This is a genomic window from Pseudomonas sp. HY2-MNA-CIBAN-0224, from assembly GCF_040310285.1.
Taxonomy (GTDB): Bacteria; Pseudomonadota; Gammaproteobacteria; order Pseudomonadales; family Pseudomonadaceae; genus Aquipseudomonas; species Aquipseudomonas helleri.
Window position 1 is genome coordinate 18,072 of sequence record NZ_JBEOPQ010000031.1, and the last position, 18,112, is coordinate 36,183.

Genomic DNA, 18,112 nt, shown 5'->3' on the forward strand with positions numbered 1-18,112 from the left:
CGGGCTCCCTTATTGGGGAAGGAGCCCGGCTTGTTATTAGTCTGCAGCAGGTTGCATCTTTATGTCGTTACCTATCTTTGCTCTGATCTGTTCGGTGCTGTGTTTCGGATGCTCCGGATCTGTGAATTTGACAGAAGTAATTCTGTTCTCTCCCAAATAAGTAGACTGTACTCTACTGTTTTGATCCATCTTAAAGTCATCCCATGAATATTGTGATTTTTCTCTGGGTTTGTACGGAGTAGCAACTGTGGATTGAGTTATTTGTATATTCCGACTAGGTCCTGGGTTGCTTGGCAAAGCCGCCGCTGGCTGGCCTGCTGGAGGTAGTGGTGCCTTTCTCGAAGTCTGTGTTGAAGGATCTTTGAAGGAGCGTGTAACGCCTTCGCTCGCCTCAGCAGCCCCGCGTCCAGAGTTGCGGCCCGCTTGTGTTGTTCCTCCCATCAGGTTGTTGATGTTTTCAAAGGAGCGCTTGAGGCCGGCGTGATAACTTGCTTGTGCAGCCGCTTTTGCCTTGAGCTTGGCAGCGGTTTTGATGGCGCTATAAATACCGAAAGCACCAAACACAACATCCAGGCCGCCGGAGATAAGAGAGCTGGTCGCGTGTGATTCTCGTTTTCTGAGTTCAGTTGCTTGCGTCGCCATAACGCCCTCATAGATCCCGTAGGCACCAAAACCAATACCTACGGCTGTGAAGACGAATGTGCTTGTTATGGCTGCAATACCCACGGGGGGAGCAATGACAACCGCCGCTACTGACAGAGCAATACCGATGGCTGAGAGTATTCCCCCGAGCAACCCTTTGGTGTTGGTTTTGCGATTGGCATGGCCTGTCGGGTCAACATAGTTGATGGGGTCTCCAGCACAATACACATAGGGGTTTATCCCACCCGCGCCGAACGGGCTGAGCGAGTCCGGGCTATGAAAGCGCATCAGTGTCGGGTTGTACGCCCGATACCCCAGACCCAGCAGATACCAACCACTTTGCTCGTCTCGCACTTCACCGTTGAAACCGAGCAGGCACTGCAGGTCATCATCCGGGCTGCGTTCACCATAGGCACCATAAATGGCTTTACGCAGTTGATTCTGGCCGCTTTCGGCCAGCACGCTGTTTTTACTGTCGCTCAGTAATAACAGGGTGTGTTCAGAGCTGCCTTGCTCTTGCTGGCCCAAAGGCTGGTCGTTGAGGTAAAGATAGTGGGTTTTAGTATTCCCTTGCTCTGTTCTGCACAGGCGATCGTCCTCATAAAAGCGCAAGGTTTCGGTTTGCGTGCCACGTGTGACGCCCAATAAGTGGTTGTGTGCGTCATAGCGGTACTGGCTCACCAGATTGCCGTCAACGTCGTTTACCCTGAGCAGCCGGCCCTGGGTATCGTAATGCAAGCTTTGGCCGTTTTCGTCGTGCAACAGGTTACCGTCAGCGTCGTAGTCAAGGTTGCAAACAGGCGGATAGGCAGGGTGATTGTGGGTAATGCTGACCAATTGGCACGGATCATTCGCGGCAAAAGTGCTTTCGGCATCATCGCAACTGCCGTCTGCAAATGTTGTGTACACCGCAGTGACATTGTCCAGCGCATCGAAGCCAAATACTTGTTCGCGAATCGCATTGCCGTAGCGATCTTTGGGCAGGTTTGTGCCTTCGCAGTTGTATTGCACCATGCGTCCGCGTTTATCGTAGATAAAGGTTTCCAGCAGCTCTGTTTGGTCATTGAGTTGCAAGTGACGGCTTTGCAGTTTGCTATCGACTCGATATGCCTGGGTGATGGTTTGCGTGGGGTGGCCTGCGCCCAAGGTCATCTTTCTGATTGTTTCCCGGCCTTGGTCGTCGTAAGTCAGTTCGGTTAATAATGTCTGCTGGTTGACTTTATTCTGGGCGCTGACCGTGCACACCTGACCTAATTCGTCATAGCCAATAGTTGCGAGAATATCGCCTTGCTCAACGCTATCAATTCGAGCTTTGTCGTCATAGGTGTAGTTACAGTCCAAACCGTTGATTTGAACGCGGGTCAACGGACGTCCGTTCAGGGTTTGAGTGTACTGAGTTTCCCACTGTTTGCTTGTATCTTGTTCGGTCCAACGCTCAGAGAGCACTTGGCCATTGTTGTTGTAAGCAAACTCATGCAGACCCGCAACGTTTGTTGACGAGGTTAATTGCGCACTTCGTCTATCGTAGTCAAAGCGCGACTCCTCGCCACCTGCTGTGATGATTGTCGGTGTGTCTACCAGACCCGGCTCGTATGTATAAGTGAGGATATTTTTGCCAGCGGTGAGCATGTTGCTCACCTGAGTTTGGCCACCTACATAAAAGTACTCCTGAAAGCGAGGACCGACCTTTACAGTTTTCCTGCGGTCCAGGCCATCAAACGTCTGAGTGCCGATGAGTTGAGTTTTTTGGTCAGCCACAACCTCAAGGCTGACAGGCAATTCCTGGGAGCTGTGAGAGGCATAGGCACGGTGAATTTCGGTGTAATCGGGTAAGACGGTTATCTGTAGACGAGAGAATGAGTCGTAGACAAAACGTGTGGTTTCGCCCAATTCGTCAATTTGCTCGACGCAGTTACCCAGACCGTCATACCTGAGCTCGCGTGTGCTGATGGTTTTACCATTGGCGTCCAGTGTCTCGATTTTGTCTTCTTTATCGAACAGGTTGAGCGTGACGTGGCTTTTGCCAATGATTTTGGGTTCTGCTCCGGCGCTCTGAGCCCAGCGGGTCAAGGTGTGTTTGGCCTGATTGTTTTCGGTAATCTGAACCACACCATCAGGGCCTACGACCTTGAATTGCTCGCCCCAAGCGTCGTACTCGTAAGTGGTGGACAAGGAAACGTTTTTATCAGCTTCCCAGTCAATAGTCGTTTCACGGGTCAATTGCCCCAAGTGATTGTAGACAGCGCTATAGGTGCTGCGGAACAGCTCGGGGTCGCCACCCAGCGCATCGGCGTCCTGGCGATCTTCTTTAAGCACTCGATTAAACCCGTCCAGCCAGGTACGGGTTTCAACGCCTTGAATGTCGGTCGTGTATTGCACTGCCTGTTGGCCAGGTGTTCCATTGGTCAGTGCATAGCGATAGGTACGTGTGGCTTGGTATGGGGTGTCAGGCGCTGCTGTTTCTTGGGTTACGCGCCCCAGTAGGTCGTACTGGTAGATGGCATGTGCGTCGTTGTCATCACGGCTTGAAAGCTTGGCACCGTCAAGAGTTGAGTGCTCTTCGGTGATGACTTTGCGTACCTGCGCACTGGGGGCGACCAGGTTTTCTGGGTCGTCAGGTATGTCATCAAAGCCAATCATGGTGCTGATGGTACGCATGGCCATTACACCGGCACGGATGTTGGGCGTGATGTCATAGTCGTAGGTGGTGGTGCTCAGCGTCTCCGCCTGGTTGTTCAGGGTCTGCTGCATTTTACTGAGACGCCCGTGCCGTTTTGCATCGTCCGGCGTATTGATGTACTCATGGGTCAGGCGCCGCAACTCTGTGGGCGCGAGGCCATCCAGTACCTGTACCAGCGTTTCCTTTTGAAGTGTTATCCACGTTCCGCTTCCCGCCAACCCTTGGTATTGATCATAGCGATAACGCGTTTGCAGGGTTGGCGCCGACCCGAAACCGGAGGCTGCTGGAGTGACGGTTTTGCTCTTGAGAGAGCGCACAAATTTTTGCGGATCTGCTGGGCAACCATAGTGGCCTTCTTCACTATCTGCTTCACCGTCCCTGCTGTACCACGTGTTGGTTTCGATCACACCATTGGCGTTGGTCTGGGTCAGCAGGTTGCCATAATCATCATAAGTGGCCGTCACTGTCTCGGTGTGTCGTGGCTCAGTGGCGTTGGCGTTTCGCCAGATCTTGGTGACTGTTTTTGGCAATTGGCAATAAGCGGGTTGATCTTTGAAGTTCTTTTGCGGGTCGATGTAGTACTCGGTCTCGGTCACTGACAAGGTGTCTTCACTGCCCGCTTCGGCCTTTTGGGTAATTTGCTCGCTTACCAGCAAATGGTATTTATTGAATACCCGGTGAGTGCTTCGAACCGTTTGGTTGCGGGTGGCATCCCAAACATTTTCGGTGGTTTCGTATTGATAGTCGGCGCTGATTTTATAAAGGTTATCCAGTCCATCGTCACTCCACGCGATACCACTGCCAAACCCCAGGAAGTTTCGATCCTGCGAGTCGTATTCATAGCGGGTTTCACTGACTGGCTGGTCGAAACCCGGATCGCGCTTATGTATCTCCACTCGTGGCAGCTTGCGCCCGCTCAGCCCCGGAAACGAATGCCCCGCGGCTGAATAGGTAATGGTTTCGTGACCACCGGTGGGAGTATCAACGCTGGTAAGACAAGTCAGATCGTTATATGGACCATAGGCGAAGCGCCAGGAAGCGTTGTCGTCAGTTGGCAAAACGATAGTCCTGGTCTCACTGCCAATGATTTCAAGTTTAAATTCGGCTTCATACATCGTGCCGGGGTGCAGCAAGATCTTTAGCTCATTGTTAGTGCGCACCAAGCTGATGAGCTCAGTGCCGTCAGCATTTTTCATGCTGCTAAGCAGCGGCTCAGTAAAGAAGGGCGTGTACTGTAACGTCACGCTATGGCCCTGAGGTGAAAGCATTTGCACCGGCATGGCCAATCCGCCTTGGCCGACCTCAAGGATTTCAATGAGCCCAGACTTATGCTCGATGCGATAGTGCTTGTCGTCCAACATATAAAAATGAAAAGAGTCGATCTTCTTCTCTGGAATAAATTTCCCAATACCTTCGGGCGTCTCTTCCAGGTTAACTTTAAATGTTTCACCGGTGTACAGTGATAGCACACGACTGTTGGGGTTGTACTGTGAAAGCTGTAAGTTCCAGCCGATCCCGAAACCACTGTCACTGTTGTTCAGTGGGTTAAAGTTAAGTTGCAGAGGAACGACGGGGCCACACAAATGATTGGCCTTGAGTTCGGGTAATGTAATCGCGCAGGTATATTGTCCAGTTCGCGGATCAACTTGGCTTTGGATAAAGTTTAAAAAATTAAAAGCATTAGACGATACAGTGGTGGAGGTGGCCATGAAGAGAGCCTCGTTGCAACCAGGGAAGGGGGCGGTATATTGATAGTGGATTAGTTGACAGGCTGGGAGCGCTCGATATAGACACAGCTGATTCGTTCGTTCAGGTTTTTATTAGCGTATTCTGATCCAATAAATTTTTCTTCCATGCGAGTATTCTTTTTGGAGATTAATCCGCCGACATTAATGTTTCTCAAACCATCAATAGTCGTTTCTCGAGGAATCGATGCGCTCCAGTCAGTGGGGTTTTTGGTGGTTTTAAGTTTGAAGTAAAAAACACTAGGGGCCTGAGCGCCATTGCACCAAGCGTTATCATAAAACTGAATTAATGTGGCGGACGGTACATTTTCAAGCCAGAACGAGGAGACGGAATCATTCTCGCAATATTCACTGCTGGAACTAAAGTCGAATGTTTTTGAAGTTTCCGGGACGGCCAATGTACATTTCTCGGCACCTTTATCATCGATTAAGTGTATGAGTCCATAGGAGTTATGAGTTGCCTGTGGCGTTGTGGTGGCAAAACAATTGATGGTGAAGAGCATCACGCCTGCGCAAAATGCAGCCATTGGAAATGTAGAGTTGTTCATATATATATAGCCTCATTGGTTGTCCACGAAAAGTGGGATTTGAAATTGCCTTCATCCCGACTTTAGCACCTGTGAAGGCCTTGGCAACCTAGTACTTCTGCTAGTGCACAGCCTGAAAAATAGGGCGTACAACATGAACCTAATAGTCAATTTTTCAGTGGGTAAACTATCCACTTACACATTTATTACAAGGAACAGCGCCATGGCAGTTGGTGATTTGGATGCACCCGTCATCCCGCTTTTAATCAACAATACGATTGATCCACAACACTTGAACGGTGGGCCCTTGAACACCTATGCCAAGTACGATAACCCACAAGGCGGCGATGTGATTTATCAGAGTTGGCTGGGTCGTAAAGAAAACGGACATCCCGTTGATATCAAGGACACACCGATTTTTATCGACCCGTCGACAGAGGGAGAATTGGGTTTTTTAATGACGGTGGCCAATGACTTGGTAGTGTCATTGAATAAAGGACAAGTGTTTTATTCCTTTTATCTTGAACGGGCTAACGGTGACCCCAGAGAAGAGTCCAAGAGAATTCATTTTGGTGTCGGTCCAGTGGGTTGGCTGTCGGCACCACAGATAAAAGAGTCGCATGATAATCAGTTGGACCTTGACGCGCTCAAAGCCTATGCAATGCTTGCGATAGTGCCTTATAACGTTATGTCTAATGGCGATAAGGTCAGGGTTATCTGGAAAGGGACGAAGGCGGATGGTAGTGATGGCAGTACTGTGAATCTGCCCGTCAAAACGTTGAGTGATACGGATACTGACCGAACCAATAATCCGGGGCAAGTATTGAGTTGGGATGTGCCAAAAGCCAATTTTTCTCAGTTGCGTGGTGGGTCCGTCACCCTGCATTACGAGATCACCCATGCGTCTAGCCCATCCGGTCCAGTGACTGTTTCGACACAGCGTACCTTACTCATCACAGCGCCAATAAAGCCTGTGTTGGCTGCCCCCAGTGTCAAGGACCTGACCGGTACTGAAATCAACCCGGGTCAGTTCCCTAACGGCATCCGTGTTGTGATTGCAGCCTATCCAGACATTCGCGTCGGCGACGATGTGCTGGTCTATGGCACAGGTAGTAGTGCTAACAAAAACACCATTCAGTTTTTGAAGATCGACTCGTCCAATATCGAGACTGGTTTAATCGAATTGCCGATTAGCAATCAGTGGTTACTCGATAACAGGGGAAGCCTCGTTAGCTTGCGTTTTCAATACGCCCGCGCTGACGCTTCAGGTTCAAGTGTTCCCCTGGAACTGAACGTGCGAGAACCCTTGGTGCTGCCGCCCCCGACAGTGGACGCAAGCGTTGTCATCGCAAACAGGACTGAGCTTGATCCAATAGTTGCGATCAGCGGTGCACTCATTACCCTTCCAACGAATGTCATAATCGGCGAAGGTGATACCGTCATTGCCTATTGGAAAGGCTTTGATGACAAGGGGTCATGTGAAGTAACAGAGCCCAGTCAATTGAACCCGATGAAGTTCAATGTACCACCTACTGCCATCCCCTCGAACTTCAATAGAACAGTTGAAGTGACGTACAGCGTATCAGGGCAAATGGCTGAACCCTCTCTGGCGCTTTATATTCAACCGCTGCGCAACCATCCTTCTATAACCTGTGAGGGGGCTCAAGTCGGTTCTCCAGCGACGTTGAAACTGTCGGATATTCCTGGCTCAGGCGCTTTAGTAAAGATAGGGAAGTGGCCTTTTATCTCGACAGAACAAGCCGTTCGTTTGTGGTTGACTGCCGGTGGCATAGGCGAACTCGACCTTATAGCGGTGCGCGACGTATTGCCTGACGAAGTTACAGGCGGTGTCTCGGTTCGCTTGCTTAAAACACAGCTGGCCGGTATTGCACTTAATTCGACATTCAGCTTAAGGGCCAGTGTCAGTTTTGATGGCGGGAATACGACAACGCTATTTAACAAGATATTGACCTTAAAGTTGGTCGCATAAGCCGAGGGCGGTGTGAGTGATATTCGGTTAAGTACCTGCCCTGAATTAATGGGTGCTGATCAGTTTGGTTGAAGCTGTTGCAGCATTTAAAAATGCTGCGACTTGCAACTAATTAATCATTAAGTGGAGTAGATTCTCGTGGCTAAAATGACGTTGGCTGAATTAACAAAGTCGTTGCAGAATAAGTCTTCAACGTACGGCTGGGATGCTTTGACTCTTTATGATCAACGCAAGGCCAACGAGCTGCTACAGCAGTTGTATGTTGAACGATTTAACACCGAGGATGGCTATATCGAACCCGCCTCGATTGTCGCCTCTTGGGGGGATGGCAGTTATAAAGAGCACATCTTCAATCTGAAATTTAGTTCGCCCCGTCTTTCGTTTGAGCAGTCGTCCCCCGAGCTTGATCCTCGCGCCAGGTTAACCCTGAATATGGTTGGCGGTATGATTGTTACTACCGCAGCAGCCTTGGGGGGGGTTGTCTATGTCAAGAGGATTATGCAGGTACTGCCTGTTAATAGTCCGCAATTATGGATGGATCAGCCGATCACTAAAGGCAACGTCAATGGCGTGGGTGATGTGATCATCGATCTCGACCAGGCCGATACCTTTATGGCGACCTTTGTTATTGGCGATCTGGCCCAAGACGACGTGGGTCGTCGCTTTAAAGAGTATTTTAACTCTTTACCAGCGGCGCAAAAAAAATTCTCACTTGGCACTATAGATGGGCATGTCAATGGTGTGTTGACCCCTAAAAATTTTGAAATAAAGGTAATGAAATCCGCACCGGCCGCTTTGTTGAACGATTCAGAATATGGTGATGGCGCCGTGATGTTGTTTATCACAATGGAAGGAGGGACAGCGGGCACCTCTTTTCCAAGCGCAAGCGCGACTTACCTCATACCCGCAGATGAAGAAGGCCATAAGTTTACCGGCTCAATGTTGCTTTCGAGCCGAGTGCTGGCTGAGAAAATTTTAAAGCCCGCCTTGAAGAAATCTATTGGCAATGGGCTTATTTTGCAATTGTCCGACACCGGTTCTGACGCTGCCTCAACGCTCAAAGCAAGCGCCGGTGGAGGCGATATTACCGAAAGAGTTGTCTACAAATACTGGATGAACGGGGCCGAATGGGGTTATGAAGCGGATGCGTTCTCTAAATTAAACCCTTTGCGCTTTGAGTTTTCAAATACGGCTAATGACAACTATGGCTTTGGTATCACGTATGGAGAAGGGGGGGCGTCGATCGAGTTAAGTTGGAGTAACTCGCTGCCTGGCAAGTGTGAGGTGGACACGGTTGCAATTGATGATCCTGAAAATGTTGATTTTACGTGTACCTTTAATATTGCGTTGTCGCTGAAGCTTAATCTTGACGTAGAGACCAATAACGTCAAATTTAGTGAGGTGACAATAGTGAGTGAAAACTATGAGGTGGCGTTTGCCAGTAAGCCAGTCGTTCCCTGGAATTTGGACGGTGAAGCTGTCACTAAAAAATTCATCACTGAGAGTATTCGCGGTGCAGTCCGAAATACTCTCGATGATATTGAAATTCCTGATATCAACACTTTTTTACTGCGCAACCTTTTATTTCCGGGTCATAACGCTTTGCAACTTACGGCGGCATCTGTACCCGGCGATTTGGCCGTCTTTGGGCAAATCGATCCCTTGCGCACCACCTCAGTCATCGCCCCGATAAACTCGACCATTGAGGCGGGCAGTACCCTTCAGTTTTCCTTGCTGCCTTTACCCGCTGACATTACATGGACAGTGCGTGATGTGGATGGGGAAAATGATCAGGCGGGCTCATGCAGTTCGACCGGTTTGTACCAGGCCCCGACTCAAGATCAAATTAAAGAGGGTGCTATCACCGTTGTGGTGACTGCAAAGGGGACACTGAATGGGCAGCCAGTGCAAAGCTCTGCTCTGGTGTCGGTGCTCCACAGTGCGATACAAATCAACCCACTTTATTCCAGTTGCGATACCAATAATACGTCGGTGCTTGAAGCAACGGCATTGAGCGGGGAGACACTTGAGTGGGTCATGGAGACGCCGCAGTGGGGGTCAACACTCTCCAAAGTGGAGGGGAACCCGGCACTACGTGTGTATACCGCCGGAGATGTTAGGGATACAGAGGAGCCTTACCCCATCGATAAAATTACAGTGACAGATAAAAAGAATAATGTAAGTGCTGTGTTTTATATCTGCATCAATAAAACCCTGGCTATGATGCCCGTAGCAATGGACGAATCAAGCACGCCTGAAAAAGGCAGTGTGAAATTTAATTTGATAGGTAATAAGGGTCCTGTTGAGTCAGGGCCACAACTCACATGGAGTGTGCTGGAAGGACCGGGTGCCATTGATCCTGTCACGGGTGTTTATACCGAGCCTGCTGAATTAATACCGGGTAGCTTTGTAGTTGTCATGGCTGCTTATGATGCAGTTGCTACGATTTTGTATGGCTATTTAGCCATTCCGCTACCGCTCTCCAAATATGCTGAACTTGTTGGCCAAGTAAGCAATACGGTGCTGTCCACGCATGCTGAGTTTGTTGCGAAAAAGAGCAATACAGTGCGCGGGTAGTAATCAGTTTTAGCCTTATTTGGCGTGCAGCTGGCGTCTCATAATTGTTTTAATATGCTTTATAAGGAATTTTATTTATGCCCGGTTATTCGTTGGAAGAACTCGTTGAAAGAATGCACGGTAAGTCCATTACCTTGGGCTGGGACGCTCTGGTTTTTATGAATCGCACCAAGGTTAATAGCTTGCTGGAGCAGCAGTACGTTACGCGTTTTGAGAGTACCAGCTTTTTGAAGCGTATTTTTGGCGTCGTACCAATGACACCGGATGGAGGAGAAGTATTCGAATTGGGGGGTGTCATATTAAGTCACCCGCGTCTGAGTTTCGAAACAGCGTCGCTGCGTGACTCTCGGGTCACAGCGACTATGGATGTCGTTTCTGGCACATCCTCGTACAGACTCAAGGGCTCTAACCAACTGCCGGGTACCGTCCTCTATAGCTCCACAATCACTGCCCAGCAGGGTTTTACTTTGACCATGGATATCGACTTGAAGACTGCGTCAGGTACGGTCAGTGATACAGGCAAGGTCATGTTTGATATTGGCGATGGCTATAACTGCCGTTGTAATCTGGTTGCAGAGCCTAAGGCCCAAGAAACGCTGGGGGATTTTTTCAAAGACCTGTTCATGGAGCAAAAGCCCGAAGATCGAATTTACGAGTTGGGCACTCTGGATCTGAAAGATGCGGGTCTGCTGGCACCTAAATCATTCAAGATCAGGACCATGGCAACCGATGAAGGTCGCCTTCTTGGCTCCGACAGTTATGGTGACGGGGCGGTGGTGCTCTTGGTCAACACCAAGGGCAATCCGAATGAAGGCAATGAGCCGACGGGCGAATCATTGGACTATCTTATTCCCAATGACATTGATCCTGTAACAGGCAAGCGCAAGTATTCAGGGGCTTTGGTGTTGGCTAGCCGTGTACTGTTTGATTGGTATGTTCAACCTGATCTGGAGCGGCAACTGGGCAAGGGGCTTAAATTTGACCGAGAGTCAAACTCTCATGATAAGGCGCGATCATTAAGAGCCAGCATCGGTAGTATTAAGATTCCGGATGTTTTGCTGGATTGGTCTAAAGATGCTAACGATTACACAATAGCCAATCTTGGACCGGTGGGGTTGAATTTTAGCAGTGTGACTCGTGAGGCGGCGTTGATTGTAGAGTGTGAGTCAAGTGGTCGGGCCGCCATTAAAATGAATAATAAGCAAACACAAGCATTTAATCTGCATGGCTTTAATCCTCTTATTATTCCTCCTCAGCCGCAGCATGAGGATTGGCCTTTCAATATCTATGCTTCGCCTGCCGTAAATATTTATCTGGACGCCAAGGTGGGTGATAAAAATAGATTCACATTGCAGAAGGCATCCGATTCAACAGCCGCCTGCTCAGTAGATCTTACAGAGTACTACGCTCTGGGTTCTGAGCGTCTTCATGAGAATTTTGATACTGACTTTAAAAAACAGCTTGTTGAACCTTTAGAGGCACTTTTTGGCGCGTTCGATGTCATTGACATGCCTGATGTTTCCGTTCTCGCTATTAGCAACTTACTCTTCCCTGAACAGAATGCTTTACAACTGACCGAGGCACGCCTGCCAGGGGATTTGTTGATGATCGGTAATATCGATCCGACAGAAACCACTTTCACTCTTGATCCGTTGTTACCGATTATCAAAGCGGGTGAGAGCCAAGCGTTTGCAATCAGACAAGTGAATTTTAGAGCTCCCGATGTAACCTGGACTGTCAGGAGTATTGATGGCGAACAGGCGCTAGGTAGTGTCAATCAAGAGGGCGTGTACACTGCACCTGACGTGTCGCGACTCGATGGCACCGCTGTGCGTAACGTGGTGACAGCGACTTATCTCGATGAGGTTAGCCAAAAAAAGGTGACTGCTTCGGCACTGGTTACCGTCGCAATTACGGGTGTGGCGGTGACACCGGCGATGTCGCTGATCGATATGGATAATCGTAAAGAGGTGTCGCTTAAAGCCTATGCATTGAGCGGTTCCAGATTGACCTGGACCCCGCGCGGTGATCGGGGTAGCTTGGTCTGTAATGGCAACGAGGCGGTTTACACACCACCCTCGGGCAGTGCGGCTAATGGGCTGGAAACTGTTTTGATTGACATTGTGGACAATGAAACACAAGAGGCAGCAGTTGCAACTGTCCTGCTTCGCTCAGGGGCGTTTTCATTGGGGGTCTTTCCAAACTTTCATCCGGGTGTCAGGCCGAACCGTCAGGCAGTTTTTAACATTCCAATGGAAAACGGGGGAAATCCAACAATAGAGTGGGAGGTTATTGCTGGAGAAGGGTCAATAACAGAAGAGGGCGTTTTCACCGCGCCACCCATTATTATCGCGCCCTATAGCATTGTAAAAGGTACATTAGCGGACGTTGTTTCTGGTTACAGTATCGTTCATTTGTCTGAGCATGCCCGGCAGTCAGAGTGGCTTTCGTATGATGTTTTCGATTTTGAAGTTACACCGTCAGCGCCTACGGTGTACGCCAATGGTCTACAGCAAGCCAAAGTTGTGGTGCGCTTCAAAGCCACTGACGTAAATGGTGTTAAGGTGAAGTTATCGCAAACGGAGTACGACAGTATTTGTCTTGTGACGGCCGAGCAAAAAGTACCCTTGCCCGAAGTGGGAGAGACGGGTGTCCCTGAAGGCGGTAAGTGGTATTACACCGAAGCCAAGAATACATATGATACTTATCCACATCAAAGCCTAACTTCTGCAGGTGGTGTGCAGGCGCCTGAGCCTGTAGAAATTGAGGTCAAGGAATTTTTTGTTCAATGCCATAACGTTGAAAATTTACGTATTGCTGCGAAGTTGACCAGCGATAGCTATCAAGAATTCTACTCTAATCCTGATAAGAATGACGGTGAAGTCAATAACAAAGTCATTAATCTCATCGCCGTTAAACCTCCCGCAGGCGGATCGGTTGGCAGTGTCGTGTTCACGTTTGACAATGGCGACTCTTATCCAACACGTGTGGAAGGGCCGGGCGACTATGACGATGTTTTAGACACGTTGGATTATTATTACTTGAAATTGGTTGTCAAGTCGGAGCTGGTAGCAATAAAGAAAATCGTATTTGAGAAAAATTCGAGTATGGTTAAGTGGGAAAGCGACACGACTCTTGAAGATATTCACAGTGTCGTCGGGTATGCGTTTGGCGATGATAAAAATGATCAGGGCCAAATGAGATTGCATGTCCAGGATGAGGTCATGCGGAAATTAACGTATCAGAGCAATCTTCCGAAAAGCATCGTTATTTCTGGCAAAGAACCACCTGTTGGCCAAGTGTTGTTTAGTTTGCAGAGACGTCAATATTGGCAATTTGACAAGTATGTAAAATCCGATTTTGATACGGCAATACCACTTGTTGTTTACGATGCATATGGAAATAAACACACGCTGCGAATCACCTTTGATGGTGTTAATCGAAACAGATTGAGCATCTTGGCATAGTCGCGTCAAGCCTTGAGAGGGCACCTGCGCAGGCGGGTGCATCTTTGTTATATATCCAATAGTGGGAGCTCATTATGTCTACGTCGACGTCCGTGCATTCTAATGCATTTAATTTTATGAGTTACATACAAGGGCAGGTTGATCCGCGGACTGGACAATATACCTGCGCGATTACATTGCCTGAACTCAAGGCCAATAATTTGTGTGGCCCCGTCGTTCCTCTGCAACTTAACTTTAACCCACTGAACAACAGTGACAGTGGTTTCGGGATCGGCTGGAATTTACAGCTTTCACAGTACAATCCCAACAGTCGTGTGCTATCGCTGTACACCGGTGAAACATTTAAAGTTAACCTGGAAGAGACGCCCGAAGGTATTGGGAAATTTATTCCAGAGAAGAAGATCGACTCGTTTCATTTTTATATTTTGGACGACAAGCACTATCGCATCGAGCATAAGTCTGGGCTCATTGAAATCCTTGAGGTCGGCCAAGGCGGATTGGCCATGCCGGTGCAAATGCTTTCACCTCAGGGCCATAGCGTGACGTTACAGTACACGCCCTTCTTTACTGAGCCGCTGCTTAGCAGCATAAAAAATGCTGACGGCACTGAGCTCATCAGCTTGCTGCGCACTAACAATGAGCTAAAGATCTTGCTGCACCCCGGCACGGTGTATGAAGCCGAATTTAAACTTGAAATCATTGGCAGTGAGACCAGGACTATCGTTTTGCCAACTGACGACAACGCTTCCTGGCGCTTCGTCTACGGCATGTATAACGATCTAACCTGTCTCACCAGCGTTGATACCCCCACCGGTGGTCACGAAACCATTACCTATTCAGCCGCGGGGCATTCGTTTCCGGGGCTGAGCGGGCGCAAGCTGCCACGGGTTCAGATACATAAGCGCGATCCGGGTTTCGACCAGCCAGTCAGTGAAACCCGCTATGAATACGACTCGCAGGATCGAAACTTCCTGGGGTTTGGCAGTGGTATCGCGTGGAGTGACGATGGACTGGATAACCTTTATAAAATCAGCGCCGACTATCAATACGAAACCACCGAAAATGTTTGGGATGCCACCCGCAACCAAACGGTTCGAAGCACTCACCGAGTATTCAATAAATACCATTTGCTGGTAAGCGAGCAAATTACCCAAAAGGCCGAAGCGGGCAGTGAAGACACCTTGTCAGTGACCGAGACCAAGTACTACATCGACCCGCAAAAGAACTTCAAAGATCAACCCGCTTATTGCCAATTGCCAAAAACAGTCACCAAGATCTGGCGAAACGCCAACGCCACTGAGCCACGACACACCGAGACAGTGACGGCCACTTATGATGATTATGGCAACCTGCTGACCCAGACCAACGCCAATGGTGTGATCGAAACCAACACGTGGTACAGCAGGGACGGTGAAGCAGATAGTGAAGAAGGCCACTATGGTTGCCCAGCAGATCCGCAAAAATTTGTGCGCTCTCTCAAGAGCAAAACCGTCACTCCAGCAGCCTCCGGTTTCGGTTCGGCGCCAACTCTGCAAACGCGTTATCGCTATGATGAATATCTAGGCCTGAAGGGTGCAAGCCCTTGGCTTGTAATGGGGCGGGAGACTCTGACGGAAAGTGGGACCATTCTGCACAGCAGCACCTTTGACTATATTGAAACGCCGGACGATGCGTTGGACCATGGGCGAAAATTGCAAGACGCAGTGACCCGCAATGGCATGACCACGACCACCCAGTACCTCTACAGCCAAACCTTTAACCTTTTAGCTGGAGAGACAGTGCTGCATACAGTTAATACTGTGATTGGTTATGACGATGTACCTGGTGTACCTGATAAGCAAGTACGTAAAGTATTTACACTGGAGCACTCACTGCTCAATGGTCAGCCGCTGCTAAATCGAGATGACAACGATGTTGAAATTGCCTATGAGTATGATCTTCTGGGCCGTGTCACCAAAGAAACTGTTTCCCCAAACAATGAGGCTTACAAAGCCAGCCGCAATTACACTTATCAACTAACCGGCAGTGCAGGTCAACAGGCAATACAAACTGCCGAGGATGTAAAAGGTGTCAAGACCATCACCTACCTGGACGGGCATAACCGGGTCGTCAAGGAAGAGCGTCGAAATGCCGATGCGGACGGGAAAGGATCTGAAAAGTACCGCGACATTTACCGTGCGAGTTATAACCACCTTGAACAGATGACAAGTGAAACCGTTATCGACTGGGAGAAGGAAAAAGATATTGAGTTGACCAGTCTATTCAACTATGACGCTTGGGGTGAACAACGCAGTGTGATCCGCCCCGATGGAGTTGAAGAGCACGAGGTGACTGACCCTGTAAAACGCACAACTACCCAATGGGTTGAGGGTATGGGTAAAACGGTTACGACCCACAACCTGTTCGATAAGCCAGACAGCATCAAACGCATCAATCTGAAGAATAATCTGGTCAGCGAGCAAACTTATAATTATGACGGTCTTGGACGTACAGCAGAGGAATATGACGCTGCAGGCAACTGGACTCGCTATGAATATGACGCTTTCGAGCGTATGACCAAAACTATTTTGCCGGACGGTTATGAGATTGAGCGTGAATACGCACAACACAACAGTGAAGATTTGCCGATTAAAATCAGTGTCAATGGTCTTGTATTGGGAGAACAGGTCTTCGACGGTCTTGACCGGATGACCGTTTCGATTACCGGTGGGCGTAAAAGTATCTACAGCTTCGAACCAGGACAAATGCAGCCCTGCAAAGTTGTGCGCCCTACAGGTCTGGAAACCACTTTTGAGTACAGGCCAGAGTTGGGTGAGGAACCTGTGCAGCGCGGTACAGGTGAGAGCACTGCAATCTATGAATATGACCCCCAGAATGCTCGTTTGCTAAGCACTGAGGAGTCAGGTAAGAAACTCATTCGCAGCTACTTCAGTACGGGCGAACTCAAAAGTGAAACCCACGCGCAAGAAGGAACGGTGCCGCTCAACATGCACTATGAGTACAGCCGGCAAGCACGGTTGCTCACTTATGTCGATGTGCTTGGGCAAACCCAGACGTACGATTTCGACGAATATGCTCGATTGACAGCCACTGAGTTAGGTACGACCCGTTCGGTCTTCACCTATAACAGTGTGGGCCTTCAGGCAGGAATCGAAACCATTGATGGTGCACAGAGGTTGAAGATTGACCTTGCATACGATGATTTCGGCCGCGAAGTATTACGTACATTCGACCTTGGTGGGGGAGTGGTTCAGACGCTGGAGCAGACTTACGACGCGGTCGACCGGCTTACTCAGCGTACTCTGAAACAAGGCGAAGACGTGCTGCGCAGTGAAGGCTATGACTATGATGCGCGCGGACGATTGTATGAATACACGTGCACTGGCAGCCAAGCACCGGTGGATCCGTACGGCAAGATCATTAAGACTCAGCTATTTGGTTTCGATGCGCAGGACAATATCACTTTTGTAGAAACCACCTATCAGGGCGGGGCGTATACCAGTGAATATGAATATGAATACGATGATCCCAAGGCTGATCCGTGCCAACTCAAGGCGGTTACCCACACGTTTGAAACCGGAGCGCCGCAACGGATTGAGTTCAGCTATGACGCCGACGGTAATCTTTTAAACGATGAAGCGGGGCGCATTCTGGCTTACGACAATTTGGGGCGTTTGACCAGCGTTAGCATTTAAAGGGGAAGCACTCAACGTGCTGCCAATGTGCAGCACGTTGGACTTTTAAGGCTGAACGTTTCCCAGCCCATTGTTTTGCACATAGCTGGCCAAGTCGCTGACATAGCGAACTCCAAGCTTTTGCATGGCGGCGCGTTTATGTCGGCTGATGGTTTTTTCACTGCGATTAAGGACTTTTGCGATGTCTCGACCCGAATAGTTTTGGCTGATGAGCCGCACAACTTCAAGCTCGCACAGTGACAAGGGTAGGTGCGGGTTATTGTCGTGTGATAAAGGGTTTTGGATGCCAGAAAATGTCTCGCTGATATAGGTTGATCCCATGCTTGTGCGTGTGATTGCGTGTGATTGCGTGTATCAGTTGTTCCAGTGGTTGGCGTTTGTCAAATAGTCCGCTGACACCCAATTTGAGTAAGTTACTTAATATGAGTGGGTTGTTGATCATCGTGATAATGATGATTTTGGTGCGTGGAAAGTGGCGCCGTATATAGCTGATCAGCCTGATGCCATCAGGTGTTTTTCCGTCTGGCATAGAAAAATCGGTTATCAGAAGATCGCATGGATGGTGTTTCAGTAGTTGTATTAACTCATCCGTGGAGCGAGCTTCGCTTATTATTGCATCGCAAAAGGCGCAGTTAAGTGTCAAGCGTATGCCGGTGAGTACTACGGGATGATCATCTGCCAGAATTATTCGTTGGCTCATGATGGGGAGAGGCAAATGATAGCTGTCAGTAGTAAGCAGGTAGTAGAAATCATAAAAAATATCTATGTGTTTAAGGCGGCGTTTACCTT

General features: G+C 49.0%; 8 protein-coding genes. 4 read left to right on the top strand and 4 right to left on the bottom strand.

Annotation, left to right across the window (positions count from 1 at the left end; translation table 11 throughout):
- Positions 1-36: 36 nt before the first annotated feature.
- Both AAEZ03_RS15195 and AAEZ03_RS15200 read right to left on the bottom strand, forming a co-directional pair.
- Positions 37-5,031 carry an RHS repeat-associated core domain-containing protein gene (locus AAEZ03_RS15195; RefSeq protein WP_350579689.1) on the bottom strand — a complete coding sequence of 1,665 codons (4,995 nt, stop codon included), beginning with the start codon at positions 5,029-5,031 and terminating at the stop codon, positions 37-39.
- Positions 5,032-5,081: 50 nt separating this feature from the next.
- Positions 5,082-5,615: a hypothetical protein gene (locus AAEZ03_RS15200; protein ID WP_278941795.1), complete on the bottom strand. Its 534-nt coding sequence runs from the start codon at positions 5,613-5,615 to the stop codon at positions 5,082-5,084.
- A gap of 202 nt (positions 5,616-5,817) precedes the next feature.
- Here AAEZ03_RS15200 and AAEZ03_RS15205 point away from each other — a divergent pair, with 202 nt between their 5' ends.
- The 4 genes from AAEZ03_RS15205 (at position 5,818) to AAEZ03_RS15220 (ending at position 17,323) form a co-directional block, all read left to right on the top strand.
- Positions 5,818-7,584, top strand: a complete 1,767-nt coding sequence (locus AAEZ03_RS15205; RefSeq protein WP_350579692.1) for a hypothetical protein — start codon at positions 5,818-5,820, stop codon at positions 7,582-7,584.
- A 138-nt stretch (positions 7,585-7,722) separates the two neighbouring features.
- On the top strand, positions 7,723-10,161 hold the full coding sequence (locus AAEZ03_RS15210) for a hypothetical protein (protein WP_350579693.1): 2,439 nt from the start codon (positions 7,723-7,725) through the stop codon (positions 10,159-10,161).
- A 77-nt stretch (positions 10,162-10,238) separates the two neighbouring features.
- Positions 10,239-13,628 (top strand): hypothetical protein, encoded by a 3,390-nt coding sequence (locus AAEZ03_RS15215; RefSeq protein ID WP_350579696.1) that lies wholly within the window; start codon positions 10,239-10,241, stop codon positions 13,626-13,628.
- Between the two features lie 74 nt (positions 13,629-13,702).
- Complete coding sequence (locus tag AAEZ03_RS15220) at positions 13,703-17,323, top strand: sugar-binding protein (RefSeq protein ID WP_350579699.1); 3,621 nt, start codon at positions 13,703-13,705, stop codon at positions 17,321-17,323.
- A gap of 45 nt (positions 17,324-17,368) precedes the next feature.
- On the opposite strand, the gene AAEZ03_RS15225 is transcribed toward AAEZ03_RS15220, so the two are convergent.
- Both AAEZ03_RS15225 and AAEZ03_RS15230 read right to left on the bottom strand, forming a co-directional pair.
- Positions 17,369-17,644, bottom strand: a complete 276-nt coding sequence (locus AAEZ03_RS15225; protein WP_350579702.1) for a helix-turn-helix transcriptional regulator — start codon at positions 17,642-17,644, stop codon at positions 17,369-17,371.
- Positions 17,580-18,023: a response regulator gene (locus AAEZ03_RS15230; RefSeq protein WP_350579705.1), complete on the bottom strand. Its 444-nt coding sequence runs from the start codon at positions 18,021-18,023 to the stop codon at positions 17,580-17,582. The genes AAEZ03_RS15225 and AAEZ03_RS15230 overlap by 65 nt, the downstream gene beginning before the upstream one ends.
- Between the last annotated feature and the right edge of the window lie 89 nt (positions 18,024-18,112).